General features: G+C 45.9%; 19 protein-coding genes. 12 read left to right on the forward strand and 7 right to left on the reverse strand.

Features of this window, described 5'->3' with window-relative positions:
• Positions 1-7 precede the first annotated feature (7 nt).
• From QZZ54_RS09855 to QZZ54_RS09870, 4 genes are all read right to left on the reverse strand, one after another.
• The gene (locus QZZ54_RS09855) at positions 8-604 is read right to left on the reverse strand and encodes a cytochrome c (protein ID WP_290702276.1); all 597 of its coding nucleotides are present in this window, start codon (positions 602-604) and stop codon (positions 8-10) included.
• Positions 605-1,338: 734 nt separating this feature from the next.
• Positions 1,339-1,545, reverse strand: coding sequence for a hypothetical protein (locus QZZ54_RS09860; RefSeq protein ID WP_290702278.1), 207 nt, complete (start codon positions 1,543-1,545; stop codon positions 1,339-1,341).
• 56 nt (positions 1,546-1,601) lie between these two features.
• Entirely contained in the window at positions 1,602-1,811 is a 210-nt protein-coding gene (locus tag QZZ54_RS09865) for a hypothetical protein (protein ID WP_290702279.1), read from the reverse strand.
• Positions 1,812-1,867: 56 nt separating this feature from the next.
• Positions 1,868-2,089, reverse strand: coding sequence for a hypothetical protein (locus tag QZZ54_RS09870; RefSeq protein WP_290702280.1), 222 nt, complete (start codon positions 2,087-2,089; stop codon positions 1,868-1,870).
• 486 nt (positions 2,090-2,575) lie between these two features.
• Between QZZ54_RS09870 and QZZ54_RS09875 the strand changes: the two genes are divergently transcribed.
• From QZZ54_RS09875 to QZZ54_RS09915, 9 genes are all read left to right on the forward strand, one after another.
• Entirely contained in the window at positions 2,576-2,896 is a 321-nt protein-coding gene (locus tag QZZ54_RS09875; RefSeq protein WP_290702281.1) for a hypothetical protein, read from the forward strand.
• A gap of 109 nt (positions 2,897-3,005) precedes the next feature.
• On the forward strand, positions 3,006-3,815 hold the full coding sequence (locus QZZ54_RS09880) for a thioredoxin domain-containing protein (protein ID WP_290702283.1): 810 nt from the start codon (positions 3,006-3,008) through the stop codon (positions 3,813-3,815).
• Between the two features lie 15 nt (positions 3,816-3,830).
• Complete coding sequence (locus QZZ54_RS09885; RefSeq protein WP_290702285.1) at positions 3,831-5,873, forward strand: protein-disulfide reductase DsbD domain-containing protein; 2,043 nt, start codon at positions 3,831-3,833, stop codon at positions 5,871-5,873.
• Between the two features lie 13 nt (positions 5,874-5,886).
• Entirely contained in the window at positions 5,887-6,300 is a 414-nt protein-coding gene (locus QZZ54_RS09890; protein ID WP_290702287.1) for a cytochrome c, read from the forward strand.
• 9 nt (positions 6,301-6,309) lie between these two features.
• Positions 6,310-7,701 carry a multicopper oxidase family protein gene (locus QZZ54_RS09895; RefSeq protein WP_290702289.1) on the forward strand — a complete coding sequence of 464 codons (1,392 nt, stop codon included), beginning with the start codon at positions 6,310-6,312 and terminating at the stop codon, positions 7,699-7,701.
• A 463-nt stretch (positions 7,702-8,164) separates the two neighbouring features.
• Complete coding sequence (locus QZZ54_RS09900) at positions 8,165-8,593, forward strand: MerR family transcriptional regulator (RefSeq protein WP_366645390.1); 429 nt, start codon at positions 8,165-8,167, stop codon at positions 8,591-8,593.
• Complete coding sequence (locus QZZ54_RS09905) at positions 8,586-11,420, forward strand: heavy metal translocating P-type ATPase (RefSeq protein WP_290702291.1); 2,835 nt, start codon at positions 8,586-8,588, stop codon at positions 11,418-11,420. Before QZZ54_RS09900 ends, QZZ54_RS09905 begins: the two co-directional genes overlap by 8 nt.
• Positions 11,421-11,455: 35 nt before the next feature.
• Entirely contained in the window at positions 11,456-11,788 is a 333-nt protein-coding gene (locus tag QZZ54_RS09910) for a cupredoxin domain-containing protein (RefSeq protein WP_290702293.1), read from the forward strand.
• Positions 11,789-12,525: 737 nt separating this feature from the next.
• On the forward strand, positions 12,526-13,527 hold the full coding sequence (locus tag QZZ54_RS09915; protein ID WP_290702295.1) for a YncE family protein: 1,002 nt from the start codon (positions 12,526-12,528) through the stop codon (positions 13,525-13,527).
• Positions 13,528-13,796: 269 nt separating this feature from the next.
• Here the strand turns inward: QZZ54_RS09915 and modF are convergent, their stop codons facing one another.
• Positions 13,797-15,230, reverse strand: a complete 1,434-nt coding sequence (modF, locus tag QZZ54_RS09920; protein WP_290702297.1) for a molybdate ABC transporter ATP-binding protein ModF — start codon at positions 15,228-15,230, stop codon at positions 13,797-13,799.
• A 192-nt stretch (positions 15,231-15,422) separates the two neighbouring features.
• Entirely contained in the window at positions 15,423-16,898 is a 1,476-nt protein-coding gene (ilvC, locus tag QZZ54_RS09925; RefSeq protein ID WP_290702299.1) for a ketol-acid reductoisomerase, read from the reverse strand.
• Between the two features lie 378 nt (positions 16,899-17,276).
• On the opposite strand from ilvC, the gene QZZ54_RS09930 reads away from it, so the two are divergent.
• Positions 17,277-18,104, forward strand: a complete 828-nt coding sequence (locus QZZ54_RS09930) for a tetrahydrofolate dehydrogenase/cyclohydrolase catalytic domain-containing protein (RefSeq protein ID WP_290702301.1) — start codon at positions 17,277-17,279, stop codon at positions 18,102-18,104.
• Positions 18,105-18,155: 51 nt separating this feature from the next.
• Here the strand turns inward: QZZ54_RS09930 and QZZ54_RS09935 are convergent, their stop codons facing one another.
• Positions 18,156-20,003, reverse strand: a complete 1,848-nt coding sequence (locus tag QZZ54_RS09935; protein ID WP_290702303.1) for a diguanylate cyclase — start codon at positions 20,001-20,003, stop codon at positions 18,156-18,158.
• Between the two features lie 338 nt (positions 20,004-20,341).
• Here QZZ54_RS09935 and QZZ54_RS09940 point away from each other — a divergent pair, with 338 nt between their 5' ends.
• Together QZZ54_RS09940 and QZZ54_RS09945 are read left to right on the forward strand one after the other, a co-directional pair.
• Positions 20,342-20,947, forward strand: coding sequence for a cytochrome b/b6 domain-containing protein (locus QZZ54_RS09940; protein ID WP_290702304.1), 606 nt, complete (start codon positions 20,342-20,344; stop codon positions 20,945-20,947).
• Positions 20,934-21,332: a DUF1924 domain-containing protein gene (locus tag QZZ54_RS09945; RefSeq protein WP_290702305.1), complete on the forward strand. Its 399-nt coding sequence runs from the start codon at positions 20,934-20,936 to the stop codon at positions 21,330-21,332. The genes QZZ54_RS09940 and QZZ54_RS09945 overlap by 14 nt, the downstream gene beginning before the upstream one ends.

Here is a 21,332-nt window from a genome sequence, read left to right on the forward strand (position 1 = left end):
ACCTCACTTACATGTCGTTTTCTTTTTCTTTTCGATATCGAGTATGGCAAGAAGAGCAATTTTCAGTCAGCAATTTAAACACCATATTAGAAGGCATTGTGCCAAGGTGTTCTGGATCGGTCATATTTTGCTGTGTCTGCTTATTATTGCTCATCATCGATCCGGAACCCATCATGCTTTGTCCCATCATCGCCCCGGATTCCATCATATTGCCTTGAGGGGTTGCATCTTGATTATCTGCCGAGTTATATAAGCCTTGAGCAATTTTTTCTTGATCGTCTGCTAATTGCTTAAAACGGTCCCATTCCTGCCAGATTATAGGCTTTGCTTCAGAGTGACCCTTTAGACTTCCATGCGGGAATAGTTTGGTCATCGCAGCAGCAGAGTGATCTTGTATTACTAAGGCAGATTGTTTGACTGTTTCGGGATTATATTTCACGTCACCTTTGAAAATTGCTTTTAACTGTTTCACGGCATCCTTCATGTTATCCATAAGATCCATTCTTTCTTTGACTACTCCGGTGGCGCCACCATGTGCCATAACCAGCTGTGAAGAAATAGATGTTATAAATACCAAAACAATAGCAGTAATGATTTTAATCATTGTCTTTACACTCCATACAAAATACGAGCCTGAGGTGAAGCTCAGTCTCTTCATAAACGTAAAAAAATTAAGAAATAGATTAAGAGTGTCTGGGAGGGCGAGGATCTAATGCAATATGAATAGACAGTAGTCCGCTTGTGAACTGCACTGTAGCGGTTTGTTGAGGGGGGCTCATATCCGGAGAAAAAGGCTGAGGAGGTGATAAGGTATGAGTAGGGTGGCAATCTGACAGATGTTTATCCGAGTCTGAATTGGAGTCTATTTGCTCGTGCGAATGACTTAGCGTACCGGCAACATGCCCAGCTTGCTCAGCATTTAACATAAGTGCATGCGCATGCACAGGTTGAAACTGAATGAACAGCATCATTAGCAAGATAGCAGTCTGTTTTATGCGCTCAATCATATTAAAGATTTAATAAACCCACATTTAGTTTCATGATTTATTACAGTGCCACTACTATGGAATAAATTTTTATATAACGTGTATAGAGTAGACGCGTTTATTGAAGACTACCCAAAGGTATAACTTCCAGCGAAGCAAAGGTCAAGTTGAAACTTGAACTTACCCTATGTAGCTCTACAGAATTAGCTTCGCTAGGATATAGTTTCTTTATCTTGACCTTCCTGCATATGGAAGATTTATTCCGTATGAAAGTGCTCGTAGTAATGGTTTCACTGGAGTCTTCTTACTTGTTTGTTTTATGGTTATTAACGAGTTACGACTTAATTTCTATTTACTTATTGCCTATAAAAAGTTCTGAGCTATAGCTGCTGCCTGGTAGATTGGGGGTATCAATAATCACCATCTCTGCAGAATTAATGTGAGATGTATGTTGTAAATCGATACCTCCCAGCTGTCCCACCTCAAAGTTAGATGATGCTGAAGCTGCGCCAGCAGCTAAAGCAGAAGTCAGAGCAATTGTTGTGATTAGTGCTTTCATGGCGAATTCCTTAAAATGTTAAACTTAAAAGGTTTTAAAAAAATACGTTTTACTCGTTAGTTACTGCCGACAAAAAGTTCGGAACCGTAGCTGTTAGCTGGTAAGTTTGCGCTATCAACAGTTACCAGCTCTTTATTGTTATATTGGGAGCCGATTTGAATAGTAGTACCACCTCCCAGTTGACCCACCTCAAAGTTAGTTGATGCTGAAGTTGCGCCAGCAGCTAGTGCAGAAGTCAGAGCGATTGTTGTGATTAGTGCTTTCATGAGGTATTCCTTAAAATGTTTAACTAAAAAGGTTTTGAAAAAAAACGTTTTACTCGTTAGTTACTGCCGACAAAAAGTTCAGAACCGTAGCTGTTAGTTGGTAAGTTTGCGCTATCAACAGTTACCAGCTCTTTGTTGCTATAGTGAGAGCCTGTCTGAATGGTGGTACCACCACCTAGCTGACCTACCTCAAAGTTAGTTGATGCTGATGCTGATGCTGAAGCTGCGCCAGCAGTTAGTGCAGAAGTTAGAGCGATTGTGGTGATTAGCAATTTCATTGTCATTTCCTTTGTTCTATGGAATAGATTTTTTCTAGATGTAATGTTTTAGCATTTCTTAAATTTGTTTAGTTCTTGGAACCTATAATAAGGACATGCCCTTTCAGCGAGCTGACATGAAAATTACATTTCTGTAATTTTCATGTGAAGGTGGATGTGTGCCTTTATAGATATGAAAATACTAGTGAGAGAGAATGAGAATAAAACAGGGAGGGGCTAAGGAAGCAGTGTTAGATTGGTTTACTCTGATTCTATGGGGAACAAGTTAAGAACAGTGGACTTATTGATAGACCTATACTGAATTAGCTTCGCCAACATATGCTTTTAGCTTGACCTTCCTGTATATGGAAGCTTTATTCTATATGTAAGCTTCTGTAGTTGATTGATGTTGGGAGAAGCGAATGAACAGTTTTATTTTTACCAATCGCTTAAATTGATTGTGTTTTTCGAGTTTGCTTAAGTATCCTATCTACCGGTAAATTCAGTATGAAACGGATAGCCTTACATTTTGTTATGCTGCTCGCCCTGCTTTCGGGTGCTGTATCCGCTGACGCGTCACTGGCGTCAGGGAACTGTCAGATGGCGTCAGGGTTCATGACGGACGTAATCCATATTACTGAAGCTTCCAAGTGTAGTGATGACCATCAACTCTGTGAACAAATATGTGTTTCAGAAGTACGGGTTATTCAAGCGCATTTCACAACTGCGTATTGGAACGTTGAAATAGTAAGCGTTCCATTGGAAATACGCTCTGAGAGTATTCGATTAGGTTTCCCCTCCACAATTTATCATCCCCCCTGGGTTTAATTTACTCCATAGAATCAAACTTCTTTGAGGTGCTGGCTATAAGGCTGGTCATTGAATATTTGGCATTGATTTTTTCAGGTTGTAACACTGAAGTTTTGCTGGGAGATATATGATGAAATTAAGGGTTTTCCAGGCATTTGGAATTATTCTGTTGTTGCTAGTAGGCGGTTGGCTAAAAGCAGGAGAATATCAAACTTTAACGACCAGTGAGATTGATGAGAGACTTTCTCAGAAGTGGCAGGAGTATATGCAAAGCGAAGCATTTGAACTCCGTGTTGAAGAAGTGATTATTCAGTTTATTGAAAAACAGGATCAGGCTCGGATTAATCAACAACAGGCGCAAGAGGCTCGTTTGAAGAATGTGTCTGCTGTCGATTCAAAAACAGACTTCATTCGAGGTGAGTCTTCTGCAGAATTTAGTTTGATTGAGTATTCTGATTTTGAGTGTCCCTTCTGCAAGCGATTTCACGGTACTGCTATGCAGTTTATTGAGAAAAATCCCGAAGTTAATTGGGTATATAGGCACTTCCCTTTGAGTTTCCATAATCCAGGTGCACAGAAGGAAGCCGAGGCATCAGAGTGCGCGGGTGAGTTCGGAGGTAATGATGCTTTTTGGCAATACACAGATCTTATCTACCAACGTACTCGCTCCAATGGCCAAGGCTTTCCGCTCGAAAAGCTTGGGCCTTTAGCTACCGAGCTAGGGCTTGATCGAAAACAGTTTGATAATTGTCTTAATAGTGAAAGGTTTAAGCAAAAAGTGTTACTGCAGATGGCTAACGGACAGGCTGGAGGTATAACGGGGACTCCAGGGAATTTTATTCGCCATAACCCTAGCGGATCAACTATTGCTATTCATGGAGCTCAGCCGCTTTCGGCGTTGCAGCAAGCTCTGAATATTCTGAAACAGCGGTTATAACGGAAAATTTAAAACATGCTAAGACGATTATTGTGCTTACTTACATTGATTTTTCCTCTTCAGGTACTGGCTGCTGTTGGTAGCTGGCAAGAGGATGGCCCAGTAACGGTTCGTTTAATTACGCCTGTGAATAGCCTGGCTGGTAAGTCGGATGTACTACTAGGGGTGCATATTAAGTTGCAACCCGGTTGGAAGACTTACTGGCGAACGCCTGGTGCTGCAGGGGCACCCCCCTCATTGACGCTGGTTCATGCCGCATTAATGCCAGAACCTGAATGGTTTTGGCCAGCACCAAAACGCTTTAACCTGCTTGGCCTACAATCTTATGGTTATAGTGATGAAGTGATTATTCCTGTGCGATATAAACTTAATTCGTCTAGAAAGTTAATTCAATTACGGGGACAGTTACAAGTTTATGTCTGCAATGAAATTTGTTTACCGTTGCAAGTCCCTGTCAGTTTAAACCTTACAGGTGAGCAGGAGAGAGACTGGCTTAGCCAGCGTTTGATTAATGAGTTTATGGCTCAGGTGCCAACCTCCTTGGAGAAAGTGCAGAGCAGTCATCATATGCTGGCTGACGAAGCAGGCCTTTATCTTAGTTTGAGTCTGCCTAGTGTCTCAGATAATGTGGATCTGTTTATTGAAAATTACGATCTTCATGAATGGCCGGATCCCGTTATCAAAGTTCAGGATACAAAAGTCCAAGTATGGTGGAATGTCCCTGAGGGCTCCGTTGCAGGCTTTCCTGATCAGCCGCTCAAAATAACCTATGTTGATGGCATACAGGCCTATGAAGGTACCATCCAGGTTGAAAATATTACTCGGCCCGAGCAAGGGAATGCATCAGGTAGCCTCAAGTGGATCAGTATTTTATTAATGGCATTGGCTGGCGGTTTGATTCTTAATGTGATGCCCTGCGTATTACCGATTTTATCTATTAAACTGATGCACCTGTCAGAAGCGAGTATGACACCAAAGAAAGAGGCCCGAATTCAACTGTTGCTAACGGCGTTAGGAGTGCTGAGTTTTTTCTGGATTCTTGCTTTGAGCCTGAGTGGTTTAAAACTGGCAGGTTATTACGTGGGTTGGGGAATTCAATTTCAGAATCCTTTTTTCCTGATATTTATGTTGCTCATAATGTTGTTGTTCGCAGCCAATATGCTTGGTTGGTTTGAATTTACTTTGCCAGCTAGATGGCAGACTGCCATGGTTTCCGCAGGTAGTGAGTCGCACCATTCAGCTCGCATCGCATCATTTATTCAAGGGATGGGAGCTACCCTACTTGCAACACCATGTTCTGCACCATTTCTTGGAACCGCTGTTGCTTTTGCTTTGAGTCAGGGTGTATTTGAGATTTTCTGGGTCTTTTCAGCACTGGGTGTTGGCTTAGCAGCACCCTATATAGTGTTAAGTATATGGCCTGGTCTAATCGCACGGTTACCTAAACCTGGACGGTGGATGAAAGGGATACGCCGTATTTTGGCGCTGGGGTTATTGCTTGCTGCTGCTTGGTTGGTTTGGCTGTTAAGTAACCACTTGAATAATTTGATGCTGTTCAGCGTAACTTTATTAGGTGTTGTTTGGTTGATGTTGTGGGGGCCAGAGTTGACTCGCTGGAGACCTGTAACTTTGTGGCTGGCCCTAGTATTGCTAATGATGCCTTTTTTTGGATCAGAGGCTACATCTCTGAAACCTTACCCCCAGACCTCTTTTCAGCCTGAACGTATTAGTGAGATGGTGAACGAGGGTAAAGTGATTTTAGTCGATATTACCGCGGATTGGTGTATTACCTGTAAATACAATAAGGCGGCAGTGTTAGATGCAAAAAAGGGTCTGGAGTTACTTGATAAGTACGATGTGACTTTTATGCAAGGGGACTGGAGCTTGCCGAGTGAAAGCATCGAGACTTTTCTGAATAAACATGGGCGATCAGGCATACCTTTTAACGTAATTTATGGCCCTAATGCACCTGAAGGACTCCTGCTACCGGAGCTTCTGACTATTGAAGGCCTACGCATTGCTGTTAGGTCAGCTGCGGGCAATTATTTTTCTAATTAAAGGAATTATGATAATGATTAAGTACAAATCAGGATTCGGAATACTTGTTATGGGTTTGGTATTGAGCAGCCCCGTCGTATTGGCAGATCATTTTAACGGTCATGTAAATGTTAAAATTGATGCCTTATCAATACCTGCAAAGCAAGGACAGAAGGCTTTCAGCAATAGCTGTGCTAGCTGTCATGGTAATAATGGTGAAGGTACTCTTCAAGGTCCACCATTAATTCACGATATTTATAACCCGGGGCATCATTCAAATAACGCTTTTTACTCTGCTGTGCGTAAAGGTGTGAAACAGCATCACTGGCCTTATGGTGATATGCCCGCTCAAAAAGGCGTAGGTTTTTCTGATATGACAGCCATTGTGACATTTATTCGCGAAGTACAGCAGCAAAACGGCATCGTTACCCGTAAACACCAAATGTAATAGGAAATAATGATGCCTTTAAATCGTCGAGAATTTCTGAGGCTTGCTGCAACAGGCTTATGCGCTTTACCGCTGGGTATTCAGGCAAGAATTGTCTATGCAGGAGACAGAATTGAACTTGTCTTGCAGGCGGAACAGAGTAATTGGCTTGGTGATCAGTATCACCCCATTGATTTGTGGGGAATGGATCAGAAAGTACTGAGGCTGAAACAGAATCAGGCGGTAGAGATTGTTGTTAAAAACGAGCTTCCGGAAGCAACTAGTTTACATTGGCATGGCCTGCGTATAGAAAATGCCATGGATGGTGTCAGTGGCCTAACCCAACGAGCTATTAATCCTGGTGAGGAGTTCGTATATCGTTTTACGCCTCAAGATGCGGGTACATTCTGGGCGCATACCCATCATAATACTTATCAACAGCTTGCTCGGGGTCTCTATATACCAATGATTGTAGAGGAGAGCTCTCCCGTTTCTGTAGATCAGGATCATCTTTTGGTGCTAGATGATTGGCGGCTCAATAAAGGAGGGCAACTGGATCTTGAATCTTTAGGCAATATGCACGAGTGGTCGCACGGCGGTCGAATGGGAAATGTATTAACAATTAACCGTCAGTTCCAGCCCAGAATCCAGGTCAGTGCAGGAACTAGAGTACGCTTACGAATATTGAATGCGGCAAATTCCAGAGTTATGGCTGTTGAACTGCCTGAAACCAGCGCATGGATCTTAGCTAAAGATGGTCAACCCCTGAAAGTACCTGTAGTGCTACAAGGTTCACTTATTCTAGCGCCAGCGGAACGTTATGATCTCATCGTTGATATTCCTGCTGAATGGAAGGGAGAAGTACCTATCTATGAGGTAAGCACCGAACAGCGTTTTGCTGGGGCGTACTGGTACGTGTCCGCAAGTAATGCCCTGATTGGGCGCAGCCCACCGACTCGGTTGCCAAGCAATCCAATGCCTCAGCTTTCTAAGAAAAAACCATCGCAATCGATACAGCTGAAGATGGAGGGCGGAGCGATGGGAGGTTTACGCAAAGCGGTTTATCAGACTCAAAGCATGGAAGTAAGAGAGCTCATTCAACATAAACAAATTTGGGCCCTAAATGGTGTCGCGAATCTTCCTGATAAGCCTTTGCTCAGTGCCAAAACGGGAGATTTAATTGAGATTGAAATAATCAATAACACTCGGTGGCCCCATGGAATGCATTTGCACGGACATCACTTTCAAGCAGATTCAGCCCGTTACATCGAAGGATTATGGCATGACACATTATTGATGGAGCAAGGTGAGAAAACAGTGATTAGCTTTCAGGCAGAGGAACCAGGAAAGTGGTTATTACATTGCCATATGATTGAGCATCAGGCTGCTGGAATGGTTACGTGGTTTGAAGTGACAACATGATAGTGGGTAAAGGTTTAGTCGTTGAACTAAGGCAGATATCTGTGTGGATATAAAGGTTTCCTATGGCACATGCTTGGTGGAGGTAGATAGTTTTTAGCTAGTAAGCTTGGCTAAATAGTTTGTGTTTTATGTCATTTTCAATGTTTTCCATAATTGCGGGTAAAACAACAAGACTGACATAGAACAAAGTCTGTCGATAAATTTGTAAAGCCTGCCTATTGGCTAAAGATTTACTGACATCTATTTATAAGGGTGTGCTGCCGATCTTGTAAGCCCGAATTCCATGCTAAACCACAAGGTGACTATAGCAACTCATGAGAGATTTAATGCCCAAATTCAGTGTGTAACTACAGACCTGTTTCGACTGTACTAACAATAATATTGGATTCATGCTTGACCTGTGTGTTGCTCATAGGTTCTACACTGGGGTTAGTTAAGTTAATAGATACAAAGAGTGAAAAGTATGATGAAAGTTAGCGAGCTTGCCAAACAGGCCGAGGTTACGGCGGATACGGTACGTCACTATTCACGAGTCGGGCTTCTCAAGCCAGTGCGTAATCCTGACAATGGCTATCAACTCTATGATGCAACCGCTCTCAAGCACCTGCGCTTTATTCTTAAAGCGCGGTTACTGGGTTTTAGCCTGCAGGACATTGAAATAATAGTACACCACGAGCACCGTGAAACATCCCCTTGCTCAACGGTTCGAAGTTTGATGGCAAGTCACCTGCCGAAGGTTCGTGGTCAGATTGCCGAGCTGCAGCAACAATTGACACGAATGGAGCAAGCTATGCTGGCTTGGGAGGAGATGCCCGATGGGGAGCCCGACGATGATGCGATCTGCCCGCTGATTGAACATTGGAATAACCAGGAGGAACGAAATCATGGCTGAAGTAAAATGTCCCCATCTAATTACGTTGTCTCTGGAAGGGGTGAGTTGCAACGGGTGCGTTAACAAGATCCGAAAATTACTGCAGGCGTCTGATCCTGAAGCTGAGATTAGCGTTGATCTGGATAGCAAAATCGCTCAGATTAATTCGTTGTTGAGCACCGAACAGATCATATCGTGCATTGAGGAGCTGGAATACCAGGCCTATCCAGTGTTGCCAACCGTACAGCAGTTTCAAGTTGAGGGAATCAAATGCAATGGTTGCCTAAATAAGATCCGTAAAGCCCTTGGTGAACTAGATCAAGAGGTTGAAGTTGAAGCCGATTTCGAGGCTAAGACCTTAGTCGTTACCAGCCTATTGAGTTTGCCGCAACTGATCGATGAGGTCTCGGCGCTGGGTTATGGTATCGAGCCCTTTCTTCAGTCAAAAAATGCACAGTCAGTGAATGGCTTGCCAGAGACTGCCTCATCTTCGGTCAATGGTCAGGTTGAAAACAAGCTACAACCAACAGCACCGCCCATTCAGTCTGAAGCGTCAGTCAGTGCTTCTGCATCCGCTCAGAAGCTGGAAACAGGCGAGCAACAGATTCATCTATCTTTAGAGGGAATGACCTGCGCCAGTTGTGTTAAGAGTGTTGAAAATGCTCTCAATTCAGTAGCGGGTGTCGCCCGGGTGGATGTTAACTTTGGTAGTCGTAGTGCCCTGGTTGCTGGCGATGTGAGTGCGCAAGCCCTTATACAGGCTGCTGAAAGTGCAGGTTATGGAGCCAGCGAAGTGCTCGATCCTGAACAGGCCGAACAGCAGAAAGAAGCCAATGAGGCCGCCGAGTATAAGAGCAAAATCATCAATACGGTGATCGGGTTAGGTTTAGGCGTACCACTCATGATCACCAGTCTGGTGCATGACATGAGCGTCTCCTCAAGCGGGGAGCGTGCCATCTGGGGTTTGGTGGGTCTGCTGACACTGGCGGTGCTGCTGACCGCTGGCCGTCATTTCTATATAGGCGCCTGGAAATCCTTCACCCACCATAACGCCAATATGGATACGCTGATCGCCACCGGTACTGGCGCAGCCTGGCTTTACTCCATGGTGGTGGTGATCGCTCCTGAGATACTGCCGGAAACGGCTCGCGGTCTCTACTTTGAAGCGGCGGCGATGATTATTGGTCTGATTAACCTTGGTCAGGCGATGGAACTCAAAGCCCGAGGACGTACCAGCCAGGCAATCAAACGGTTATTGGACTTACGTACTAAGACTGCTCACGTCTTTAGAAACGGCGAATTCGTGCAGCTACCCATTGATCAAGTGCAGCAGGATGATCTGATACAGGTCCGTCCCGGCGAACAAATTCCAGTTGATGGGGAAGTGACAGAAGGCCGCAGTACATTGGATGAATCGATGCTGACGGGCGAGCCAATGCCAGTGAAGAAAACGGTGGGGGATGAAGTATCCGCCGGAACTCTGAATCGCAGCGGCGCATTGACCTTTAAGGCCACCCGCATAGGTAAAGCGACTGTATTGGCGCAGATTATCGAAATGGTCCGCAAGGCCCAAAATAGTAAACCGCCGATTAGCCGGTTAGCTGATCAGATTTCATCAATCTTCGTGCCGGTGGTGTTGTTGATCGCGGTCTCTACCGCACTAATTTGGTACAATTTCGGTCCCGAGCCGCAGATAGTTTATATGCTGGTGACCGCCACTACGGTACTCATCATCGCATGTCCCTGTGCGTTGGGGCTGGCAACGCCGATCTCCACTATGATCGGTGTAGGCAAGGCGGCTGAACATGGCATCTTGATTCGTAACGGCGAGGCGCTGCAAAAAGCCAGTCGCCTGACCTATGTAGTAGTGGATAAGACGGGTACCCTTACAGCCGGGCAGCCAGAGGTTACCGATGCACAGTACTACGGAAACCTCGGCGAGCAGCGCACGCTGGCGCTGGTCCATACACTGGAAAATCGTTCGGAGCATCCCCTTGGTGAAGCTCTGGTTGCCTACGCTAAGTCGGAAGCCACTGACTTGAATCTAAGCAACTTCCAAGCGCTGTCTGGTATGGGGCTGAAGGCAGTGATTGAGGGTCAGGACATTTTGATCGGTAATCCTCGCTTTATGGCGCAGGAGAGTATTGATATTGAGTCATCGAAAGACTTGGCAACAGGCTGGGAACAACAGGCACGCACCGTAGTTTATATGGCTATCGACGGGCAGTTGAGTGCGCTGTTTGGAATTGCTGATCCGCTCAAATCTGATGCACTGGCTGCCATCCAGCGATTGCAACACGACGGCGTCAAAGTACTTATGTTGACTGGTGATAACCGGGCAACAGCTGCGGCTGTGGCTCAGGCGACTGGTATTGACGATTTTAAAGCGGAATTGATGCCCGAAGATAAACTTGCTGAGATACGAAGATTACAGGCACAGGGTGAAATCGTCGGGATGGCCGGCGACGGTATCAATGATGCCCCAGCTTTGTCTCAAGCTGATGTGGGGTTTGCAATAGGGTCCGGGACAGACGTGGCGATCGAGAGTTCCGATATCACCTTGATGCGCGGATCTTTGCATGGCATCGCTGACGCTATCGAACTGAGCCGAGCCACTCTGAAAAATATCAAGCAGAATCTGTGGGGCGCGTTTGCTTATAACTCGTTGGGGATTCCGATAGCGGCTGGCTTGCTCTTTCCTGTCACTGGACTGCTGCTTAATCCGGTCATTGCCGGTATAGCGATGTCACTCTCTTCCGTGACAGTAGTCAGCAACGCCAACCGGTTGCGTTTTTTTCAATCCAGTCGTAATGAGAGTGTAGAAATGAAGAGGGAGGTGCAATCATGATCACGCTGATAGTCAACGTTTCAGGTGTGCTACTTATGGCTGCAATCGTTTGGTGGTTCTGGCTTTATCGGCCGGGCCTTGCAGCCCAGCCCGATGCCGTAGGCATTGTACAAATCACAGTAGCAAACGGGGTTTATAGCCCAGATCATATCAGCGTGCCTGTTAACCACCCAACGACATTGCGTTTTTTGCGTAAAGATTCATCTGCTTGCGCTTCCACGGTTATCTTTGAAGAGCTAGGTATAAGTGCCGAATTGCCATTAGGTGAGGCTAAGGAGGTTGTCATTACACCCGTGGCTCCTGGTCATTACAGCTTCAGTTGCCCGATGAAGATGTATCGCGGCAGTCTGGAGGTCAAGGATGAATAAAAAAATGAGCCATAGCAGGGTTTAATCAGTTTTTAATTAATTCTGGTCAAGCAGTAAAGGATTGATGCCTTAAGCTTGACCGGCTTTTTAGTTGTTTCCTGCTGATGGAACATCACTAGTATCTAGGGAACCTGCGATTAAGTCAGTTATCCATTCTGAATATGCGATTCTCTGCTTAAAACAGCAAAAAATACTCTTGTTCGTTGCTGCTTTTGCATACTTACATACCAATTCCTTGGCATGCAGGCGCACTAGCCCTATGTTCTTATCATCTGACTTACTCTGACGATATTGGCTAGCGCAAAAAGCGTTGCCAGCCTACCGTCATTCTTCCTTTATCCCCGATATCTCATTTTGGTAAATCCAAACTGGACTTTTTAATTCTGAAGGGGTGTTCGACCTTGGCTCGAATACTGGTTTTGATGGGTAACCCCCTGCTGAAGAAACTCCTGTTTTATCTTCATCTTCCACAACCGGTCTTTTCATAACACACCTATGTTTTGAGTGAATATAAAACATATAAGCAGTATTAAATGAAAATAACAAAAATGTAATCCCCATGTAAGCTCGATAAAAGGTGCGGTGTATACAATGATTCAATAAATTAAAAAAAAGTTTATTACATCAGCTTGGAACTCAGCAATGAAAGTCAAAAATATTATTATCGGCGCGGATTACCAGCCTGCCAAAAAAAAAAGCGCTCTGATTCAAAAGTTTTTTTAATATAGGAATCTACCATGAAGACTACAAGAACTAAGCAAACCTCCTTTATGCTGATCGGCCTTTTCAGCAGTTTTTACTCTCTATCCTCTATTTCTGCCCCAACAGTATATATCCCATTAGGATCAGGAAACGGAATAGCAGCAGTAGATGCTGCGACAGATAAGGTCATCGAACACTTTACTGGTGTTAAAAATCCTCATGGTTTGGTAGCAACACAGGATGGAGAGTACCTGTTGGCTGGAAGTATTAATGAGGATGCCGAGAAAACCAAGGCCGGTGAAGAAAATAACAGTAGCCTATTTCTCGTACACCCAGCTCATGGTCATGTGATGCAGACAATTCCTGTAGCGGGTTGGTCTCACCATCAGGCCATTACACCGGATGGGCGCTATGTGCTTTCAACACACCCAACACGTAACCACGTCAGTGTGGTGGATGTACAGCGTGGTTCACAGATAAAGCTTATACCAACAAACAATGGTCCCTACTATATATTGGTGACCCGTGATGGTAAAAGGGCTTACGTGAGTAATAGCGGAGCCAGCACCGTTCAGGAAATTAATACCGAAAACTGGACTGTAACTCGAACAATCAATGCAGGCCCGTCACCTGAACACATGGTGTTATCAAAAGACGAAAATGTGCTTTATGTTAACAATTCTCGCAAGGGCACCCTTTCTCTCATTCCACTAAATGCACCTGAAGACCGGCAGGAGGTCAGTATTGCAGAGAGCTTGCATGGATTAGATATCAGCGATGATGGAAAACACCTGTTTATCAGCAGCAAATCTGAAGGAAAGTTGATTGTCTTCACACCTGAGACAGGTGATAAAGTGACTGTACCGCTATCCCCTAATCCCTATCACCTGAATACAATACCAGGCACCGGCAAAGTGTATGTTTCCAGTCGCTCTGAACCTACTGTATGGGTAATAGATCAGTCTTCTTTTAAATTGATTAACAGCTTTCAGCTTCCAGCTGGTGAGGGACACCAGATGAGTATTATCAACCAGTAACCTTATAAAACGCTGGCGCAGATTAGCCATGTTCCAGCTTCCATCGTTATGTTTCCCGAGGTGTATTGCCGATTGATTGGGGCAGAGGGTAATGGGTTTTTCGGAGGATGGGTTTGGTGAGTAGAACTTTCTAGAGTTGTTGGGGTTCGTGCCTCACCCCAACCTACGTTCTAACGAGATACTAGAGAGGGTGCGTCGTGAATAGACTGAAAAGCCCGGCTGTGATGCGGGGCTTTCTTTTATCTACTTATCAATAAAGTGCAACGCTATTAATTATTGTCAGGCTCTCGTTTTTCCAGTGCCAGATAGTTTTCAATTCCTTTGATCTGGTCTTCCGGGTGATGGTTTACATACAACACCGAGGTTTCACTCCCAGCGCAGATTTTTTCAATCAGGGCCAGTACCAGCTGTCGGTTCATATCATCCAGACCCAGGCAAGGCTCATCCAGAATCAGCAGAGGAGGGTGCTTTACCATCGCTCGGGCGATCAGTAGCAGGCGCTGATCTCCATAAGATAACTTGTTGAACGGGGTATCGGCCCGATCGGACATGCCCAGCAGTGCCAGCCATTCATCGGCGATCTTCTTTTGTCGGTCGGTCGCTTTGGTGTACAGGCCGATGCTGTCGTAGAAACCGGAAATAATGACATTACGCAGGCCGGTGCCGACTTTGTATTCCCACTGCAGGGCGGTAGAAACGTAGCCGATAAATTGTTTTATCTGCCAGATGCTCTCGCCGCTACCGCGCTGAAATCCGAACACAAAAATGTCGTTAACGTAGCACTGTGGATGGTCACCGGTGATCAGCGATAGCAGGCCGGTTTTGCCGCTACCGTTGGGGCCGCTCAGCTGCCAGTGTTGGTTGCGCTCGATGGTCCAGTCAAGTGAGTCGATGATCCGGTGGCCATCGTAGGTGATGTTGATGCTGTTCAATTTTACCAGTGGCTGAGTCGGGTCAAGCTTAGGAATCGCCGTTTCCGGATCTGCTGCCGGTACCGCAAGGTCGGTAGTTTTCAGATGCAGTAGCTGATAAAGCTCGTTGTATGCTTTGGTGTCATTTCGGTCGATCCGGTGCTGCAGGCGACCATTATCCACATAGGCGATATGGGTGATAAAGTCGGGGAACTCGTCGAAGCGGTTCAACACCATCACCATAGGTACCGTCTCGACTAGCGTTGCCAGGTACGCTTGTAACATCTCCAGCGTGTGGGCATCCAGTCCGTCAAAGGGTTCGTCCAGTACCAGCAGGTCAGGCTCGCTGGCCAGCGCACGGATTAACATTACCTTGCGTGATTCGCCGGTGGACAGTTTACGAAACGCCCGGTTGACCAGTGCTTGCAGCTGAAACTTCTCAACCAGTTCATCGATCAGTTGCTGGTTGCTATCACCGGGATTTAGGATCTCATGTACCGGGGTACCTTCGGCGATAACATCCATGATATCGGCGTCATCTTTTTTCAGTTCGGCCTCGATCAGTTCCGCCTGAGCTTCAAAAGAGACCAGACCGACTTTCGCTGGTATTCCGTCGATGTTGCCGGACAGGTTTTCGCCGGCGCTGGCTAATACTGCCGCCAGTGCGGATTTACCCGAACCGTTGGCGCCGGTGACGACCCAGTGCTGGCTGTCATCCAGCTGCCAGTTGACCTCTTCTAATTGAAAGCGGTCGTCAAAGTTAACGGTCAGATTGTCGAGGCGAATGTTCATAAGTATTAAGCTCAATTGTTAGCTATCTGATGGCAGCTTGAAGTAGGAGATGTCAAAACACTGATAAAAGAATTGATGAATAAAAATATATTCGAGCGGTTATCAGTTCTTTTATAAATGCTTCTTAAAATAAGCTTAAAAAAAAGGCCAGGCGATTAAGCCCGGCCTCTTTTTAAGAAGGACGTATCAAAATCAAACGATCTTCTTCATGTCAGCCATGTGGCCACGCAGGGTAGTACCGATCGCTTCAACCGGGTGAGCGCGCAGTGCAGCGTTCACTTCGATCAGGCGAGCGTTGTCTACGCCAGTGTCTTCCAGGTCCAGACCTTTACCGATAACGTCGGTCTTGATGTCCTTCATGAAGTCAGCCAGTAGCGGCAGGCACGCATGGTTGTACAGGTAGCAACCGTATTCAGCAGTATCGGAGATAGTCGCGTTCATCTCGTACAGCTTCTTACGTGCGATAGTGTTAGCGATCAGTGGCGTTTCATGCAGAGATTCGTAGTATGCAGAATCAGCGATGATGCCAGCAGCAGTCATAGTTTCGAATGCCAGCTCAACACCCGCTTTAACCATAGCGACCATCAGGATGCCGTTATCGAAGTATTCCTGCTCGGAGATTTCAACATCGCCAGCTGGAGTCTTTTCAAAGGCTGTTTCAGCCGTTTCTGCACGCCAGCCCAGTAGGTTAACGTCATCGTTAGCCCAGTCAGCCATCATAGTGCGGGAGAAAGTACCATTGATGATGTCGTCCTGGTGCTTGTTGTACAGCGGACGCATGATCAGTTTCAGCTCTTCAGACAGATCAAATGCCTTGATCTTAGCTGGGTTAGACAGACGGTCCAGCATGTTGGTTACGCCGCCATATTTAAGCGCTTCAGTAACAGTTTCCCAACCGAACTGGATCAGCTTAGATGCGTAACCTGCGTCGATACCTTCTTCAACCATCTTGTCGAAGCACAACAGAGAACCGGTTTGCAGCATACCGCATAGGATAGTCTGCTCGCCCATCAGGTCAGATTTAACTTCAGCGATGAAAGAGGACATCAGAACGCCCGCTTTATGACCGCCGGTACCAACAGCATACGCCTTAGCCAGTGCCAGACCTTCGCCCTTAGGATCGTTGTCTTCGTGAACAGCGATCAGGGTAGGAACACCAAAACCACGCACGTATTCGTTACGTACTTCAGAACCTGGGCACTTAGGTGCAACCATGATAACGGTCAGGTCTTCACGGATCTTCATACCTTCTTCAACGATGTTGAAACCGTGAGAGTATGACAGACAAGCGCCTTGCTTCATCAACGGCATAACAGCGGTAACAACAGGGGTGTGCTGCTTATCAGGCGTCAGGTTCAGTACTACGTCAGCAGTAGGGATCAGTTCTTCATAAGTACCAACAACGAAACCGTTTTCGGTAGCACTCTTCCAGGACTGACGCTTTTCAGCAATTGCCGCTGCACGCAGGGTGTAAGAAACATCACAACCACTGTCACGCAGGTTCATACCTTGTGCCAGGCCCTGTGCGCCACAACCGATAACAACAATCTTCTTACCTTTCAGCGCTTCAACGCCGTCTGGAAACTCAGAAATGTCCATGAAGCGGCATTTAGCCAGTTGCTCAAGCTGCTCGCGCAGCGGCAGGGTGTTGAAGTAATTATTTGGCATATCTGATAGTTCCGTTTAATTGAGTTCTCGCCCTGTTGGCGGAAACTGAAAAATTCTATTTTTACCTTACCGATGTAACGCTGTCTGCAAGGCTCAAATTCAGCAGGCCAATATTATATAGAGAGCTATAAAGATAGCTATACAGATCGGGCTACTGAAATTTAATAGCAGTACTCTATAGATTTTATGTTCTTGCGTATATTGATATATATTCACTGCTGTATTGCATATTTTGCAACGCTAGGCGAAATTCCGTTTTGAATAGCTTTCTGCCGTAATTAGGCAATTTCAATGCGCGGCCTGTTATCCATTTATCAATTATCCCGCTATCATAGTTACCCTTTCCCCCTTTAATACACCTGGAATATGAGGTTAACAATGTCGGCACTGATTCTTGACGGTAAAACTCTGGCGAAACAACGTGAGCAGATGTTGAAGCAGCGTGTGGATAAGCTAGAGCTAAAGCCTGTGCTGGCAACTATTCTGGTGGGAGATGACCCTGCTTCAGCGACCTATGTGCAGATGAAAGTGAATGCCTGTGGTCGGGTGGGTATGGGGTCCCGTAGCGTAACGCTTCCAGAAACGACCAGCACCGAAGAGCTGCTAGCGACAATTTCTGAGCTGAATAACGATCCACAGGTCTGCGGTATTTTGTTACAGCACCCCGTGCCTGCGCAGATTGATGAGCGGGCTTGCTTCGATGCGATCTCAATCAAAAAAGATGTTGATGGGGTAACGACTCAGGGGTTCGGGCGCATGGCGATGGGGGAACAGGCGTTTGGTTCGGCGACGCCAGCAGGGATTATGACACTGATGGATCACTATGGTATCGAACTGGCAGGTAAGCATGCGGTGGTGGTTGGCCGTAGTCCAATCTTAGGTAAGCCGATGGCAGCGATGCTACTCAACGCTAATTGCACAGTGACCGTTTGTCACTCTCGCACTGTGGATCTGGCTGAGCAAGTTAATCGGGCAGATATAGTGGTCGGTGCTGTGGGTAAGCCCGAGCTGATTCAGGCTGACTGGATTAAAGATGATGCCGTGGTGGTGGATGCCGGATACCATCCGGGCGGTCTGGGGGATATTGAAAAAGACAGTCTGGAATCCCGGGTAGCCGCTTTAACCCCGGTACCGGGTGGCGTGGGGCCGATGACTATTAATGCCCTGATCAGCCAGACTCTGGAAGCCGCAGAATTGTTCGCGTAACGAAAGTAGCGACCGCGTCCGGTGAGCTTAACTATGCAACGCGATCTATCATTATATGGTTAGGGCTTCGATGCTTGGAGTGTGATCGGTAACCACGCAGTTCTTACCTTTCTGTTTTGCCCTGTAGAGGGCTTTATCAGCCTGCAGGATAAGATCCGCATCGGGGGTTTCGTGACTATATTCCGCAATTCCAAAGCTGGCAGATAGTAGCTGATTGTTGATACTGATTAATTTGAGTTCAGTAATCCGCTGACGGATGCGTTCAGCCAGTACCGCAGCCTCCCACATATCGGTAGCAGTTAGGATCAAGACAAATTCTTCTCCGCCATAGCGACCACAATAGTCAGCTTCTCTCATACAGGCCTTGAGAATTTCAGCGATATTAATAATCACGCCGTCACCGGCTAGGTGGCCGAAGCGGTCATTTACCTGTTTGAAATCATCTATGTCCAACATGATGACTGACAATGGCTGGATATATCGAACAGCAATATGCAGCTGCTGTTCGAGCAGCTCGATCGTGGCATTGTGTGTTAACAGACCAGTCATGCTGTCTTGAAGGTTGAGCTGCTTTAAACGGATATTATTTTCTTCCAACTCATGTGTGCGGGCCTGAACTAACTGTTCAAGTTCTAAATTTTTCTGTACTAGTGACTCGCCTTTTAGTTCACGGATTTTTACTTTTTGGGCCTGTTGAAGTATTGCTCGATCAACCAGTGCGTAGCCAAGCAGTATGACTTCGATAACCGAACCTATCTGAATTGAATACAATGTCAGAAATGATTGTGGAGCCAGGCCAAAGTAGAGTAATCCCGCAACAAAAATACCGCATAGAAAGATGATCCAGGCCATCAGAAAATAGCGAGCAGGGCGATAACCACTGCGCCAGGATGATATTGCTGAAAACAACACAACCGGGGGTAAGCTAAGCCCCGCCAGTGTTGATAACTTAACGCCCAGGGAATAATTTCCAAACAGACTCATCCCAATGCCCAGGCTATCCAGGCAGATCATGAAGATGATGATAGTGATCAGCTGAACGCTGTGTCGTTGCCAGATCTGCAGGAATCCCGCGGCAAACAGATAGCCCCCGATACCCACAAAACCAACAGATGCGGCTGTCAGGCGGCCTGAATATTCTGGTGCTTCAGGCCAGAGGTATTGGTAGCTCAGGCCGTTCAGACTTAGCTGAAAGATAATGTAAGTCAGCAGGTATAGTGCATAAGTAAGAAACAGCGTGTCTCTGAGTTTGAGATAGAAAGCGGCTGCGACCATCATCAGCAGAATCATTACCCCATAGTAACTGCCCAGCAGCAGGTTGCTGCTATCCAGGTAGTCTATAAATGCGCTGTAGCTCCAGAGGCTGAGAGATATCTGAACGCTGCCTTCGGAGTCTATGCGCAGATAGTAAGTCTGGGTTTCTCCCTGGTGCTGGGGGAGTTCAAACAGGAAGTTCCGGAATTGATATTCGCGTTCAATAAAGGGAGCGGATTCGCCGGCGCTTGTCCGAATGTAACTGCCATCGGGCTGGGGCAGGTATAGCTCAATATTATCAATACGGGGGTTTTCAAATTCTAGTAGGAGGGGAGGAGTCCCTTCTGACTGATGAAGTGTGAATTTTATCCAATACGGAGTTGAGGTAAAGCCTATATTGCTGCCTGTTTCTGAAATTGGTAAGAAAGGGACTTTTGAATCGGAAGTAATAACATCGGCGATCAGAATATTCCGATTAGCATCCGCGGCTAGCTCCAATGCGGAGGTAATTGAAAGCTTTTCATGGGGTTGGTCGTAGACAATTGTATTCGCAATAGTTGCCGGACTAATGACGATTAGCAGCAATATCATCAGCTTCAAAAAAACAAACTGTAGTGTTTTAAAAACATTGTTAACAATACACATAATCAATGCCTTACTACTGATACAAAGTTCTTATGTCCTTGAACACTGAATCTCCTATTACCGCTGACGATAATAGCAAAAGTAAAGAGTGGAGGAATTGACCGATCTCATTTAAAACTTGGTATTTCTATTAGTTTCGAGCGAATTAATAGCTAGAAAAGCTGTTTGAATTTTGTATGGTTTAAAGTGAACTGTTGTCCTATTCCCGGTTGTATCTCCTTCGTTCTGTCGTTTAATTTTCACCATGATAGCCGTTTTAAGCTTCTTTTAAGAACTTCTCATTAAGATAGAGGTTATAGGAGATCGGTCATCGAGTTGAGCGATAGAGGAGAGAGAAGATGCCGAATTTAGATTCACCCCAGGTAATAAAAGTATGGGACCCCTTTGTCAGGATATTCCACTGGTCACTGGCACTGTTTTTTACAGTTGCTTATCTGACTGAAGATGATTTCGAAACGGTGCATTTTTATATGGGCTATGCCATCAGCGCCCTGATCGGGTTTCGCCTACTTTGGGGGATAGTCGGACCAAAATACGCACGTTTTAGTAACTTCATTACCGGGCGTGACAAAGTTGTTAGCTATTTGAAGTTGCTGTTAACCGGCAAGGCTGAACATTATGTTGGCCACAATCCGGCAGGCGGCATGATGGTGGTAGCGCTGTTGTTGCTGTTGGCAATGACCTGCTTCTTTGGCATGACGTTACTTGCAATGGATGGTGGTGGGCCGTTGGCAGGTACCTTCGTTACGGTACTCAACGAAGACCTGGTCGAAGAGGTACATGAACTCTGCGCTAACGCCACCCTATTACTAGTGTTTGTGCATATTGCCGGTGTAATTGTCAGTAGCTTTCTACATCGGGAAAATCTTATTAGGGCGATGGTGACTGGCGTTAAAAAAGTCGTAACTGAAAAAGGTAAAGGAGAGGTCCATGCGGATAAATAAACGACTATTACTAACCGGCGTGTTAACCAGCTTTGTTTTGTCGGCTAATGCAGGGGTTATGACAGATACTACTGATAATAAACTGGACCAGTATCGTGGGCAGGGGGCTGAGAACTTTAGTCCTGAAGCAGGGCTGGAGCTATGGCGATCGGATAACAATGGACGCAGCTGCACCCAGTGTCACGGTGCCAACCCAACTGACGTGGGTAAACATGCGAAAACCGGGAAAGTAATCAAACCGATGGCGCCCTCGGTTAATCCTAAACGTTTAACCGACAGCAAAAAAATCGATAAGTGGTTTTTGCGAAACTGTAAGTGGACCTTGAAAAGAGAGTGTACTTCGCAGGAAAAAGGCGACTTCTTAGTTTGGCTCAGGGAGCAATAA

It is taken from the genome of Amphritea sp. (genome assembly GCF_016744155.1).
In the GTDB taxonomy this organism is placed as follows: domain Bacteria; phylum Pseudomonadota; class Gammaproteobacteria; order Pseudomonadales; family Balneatricaceae; genus Amphritea.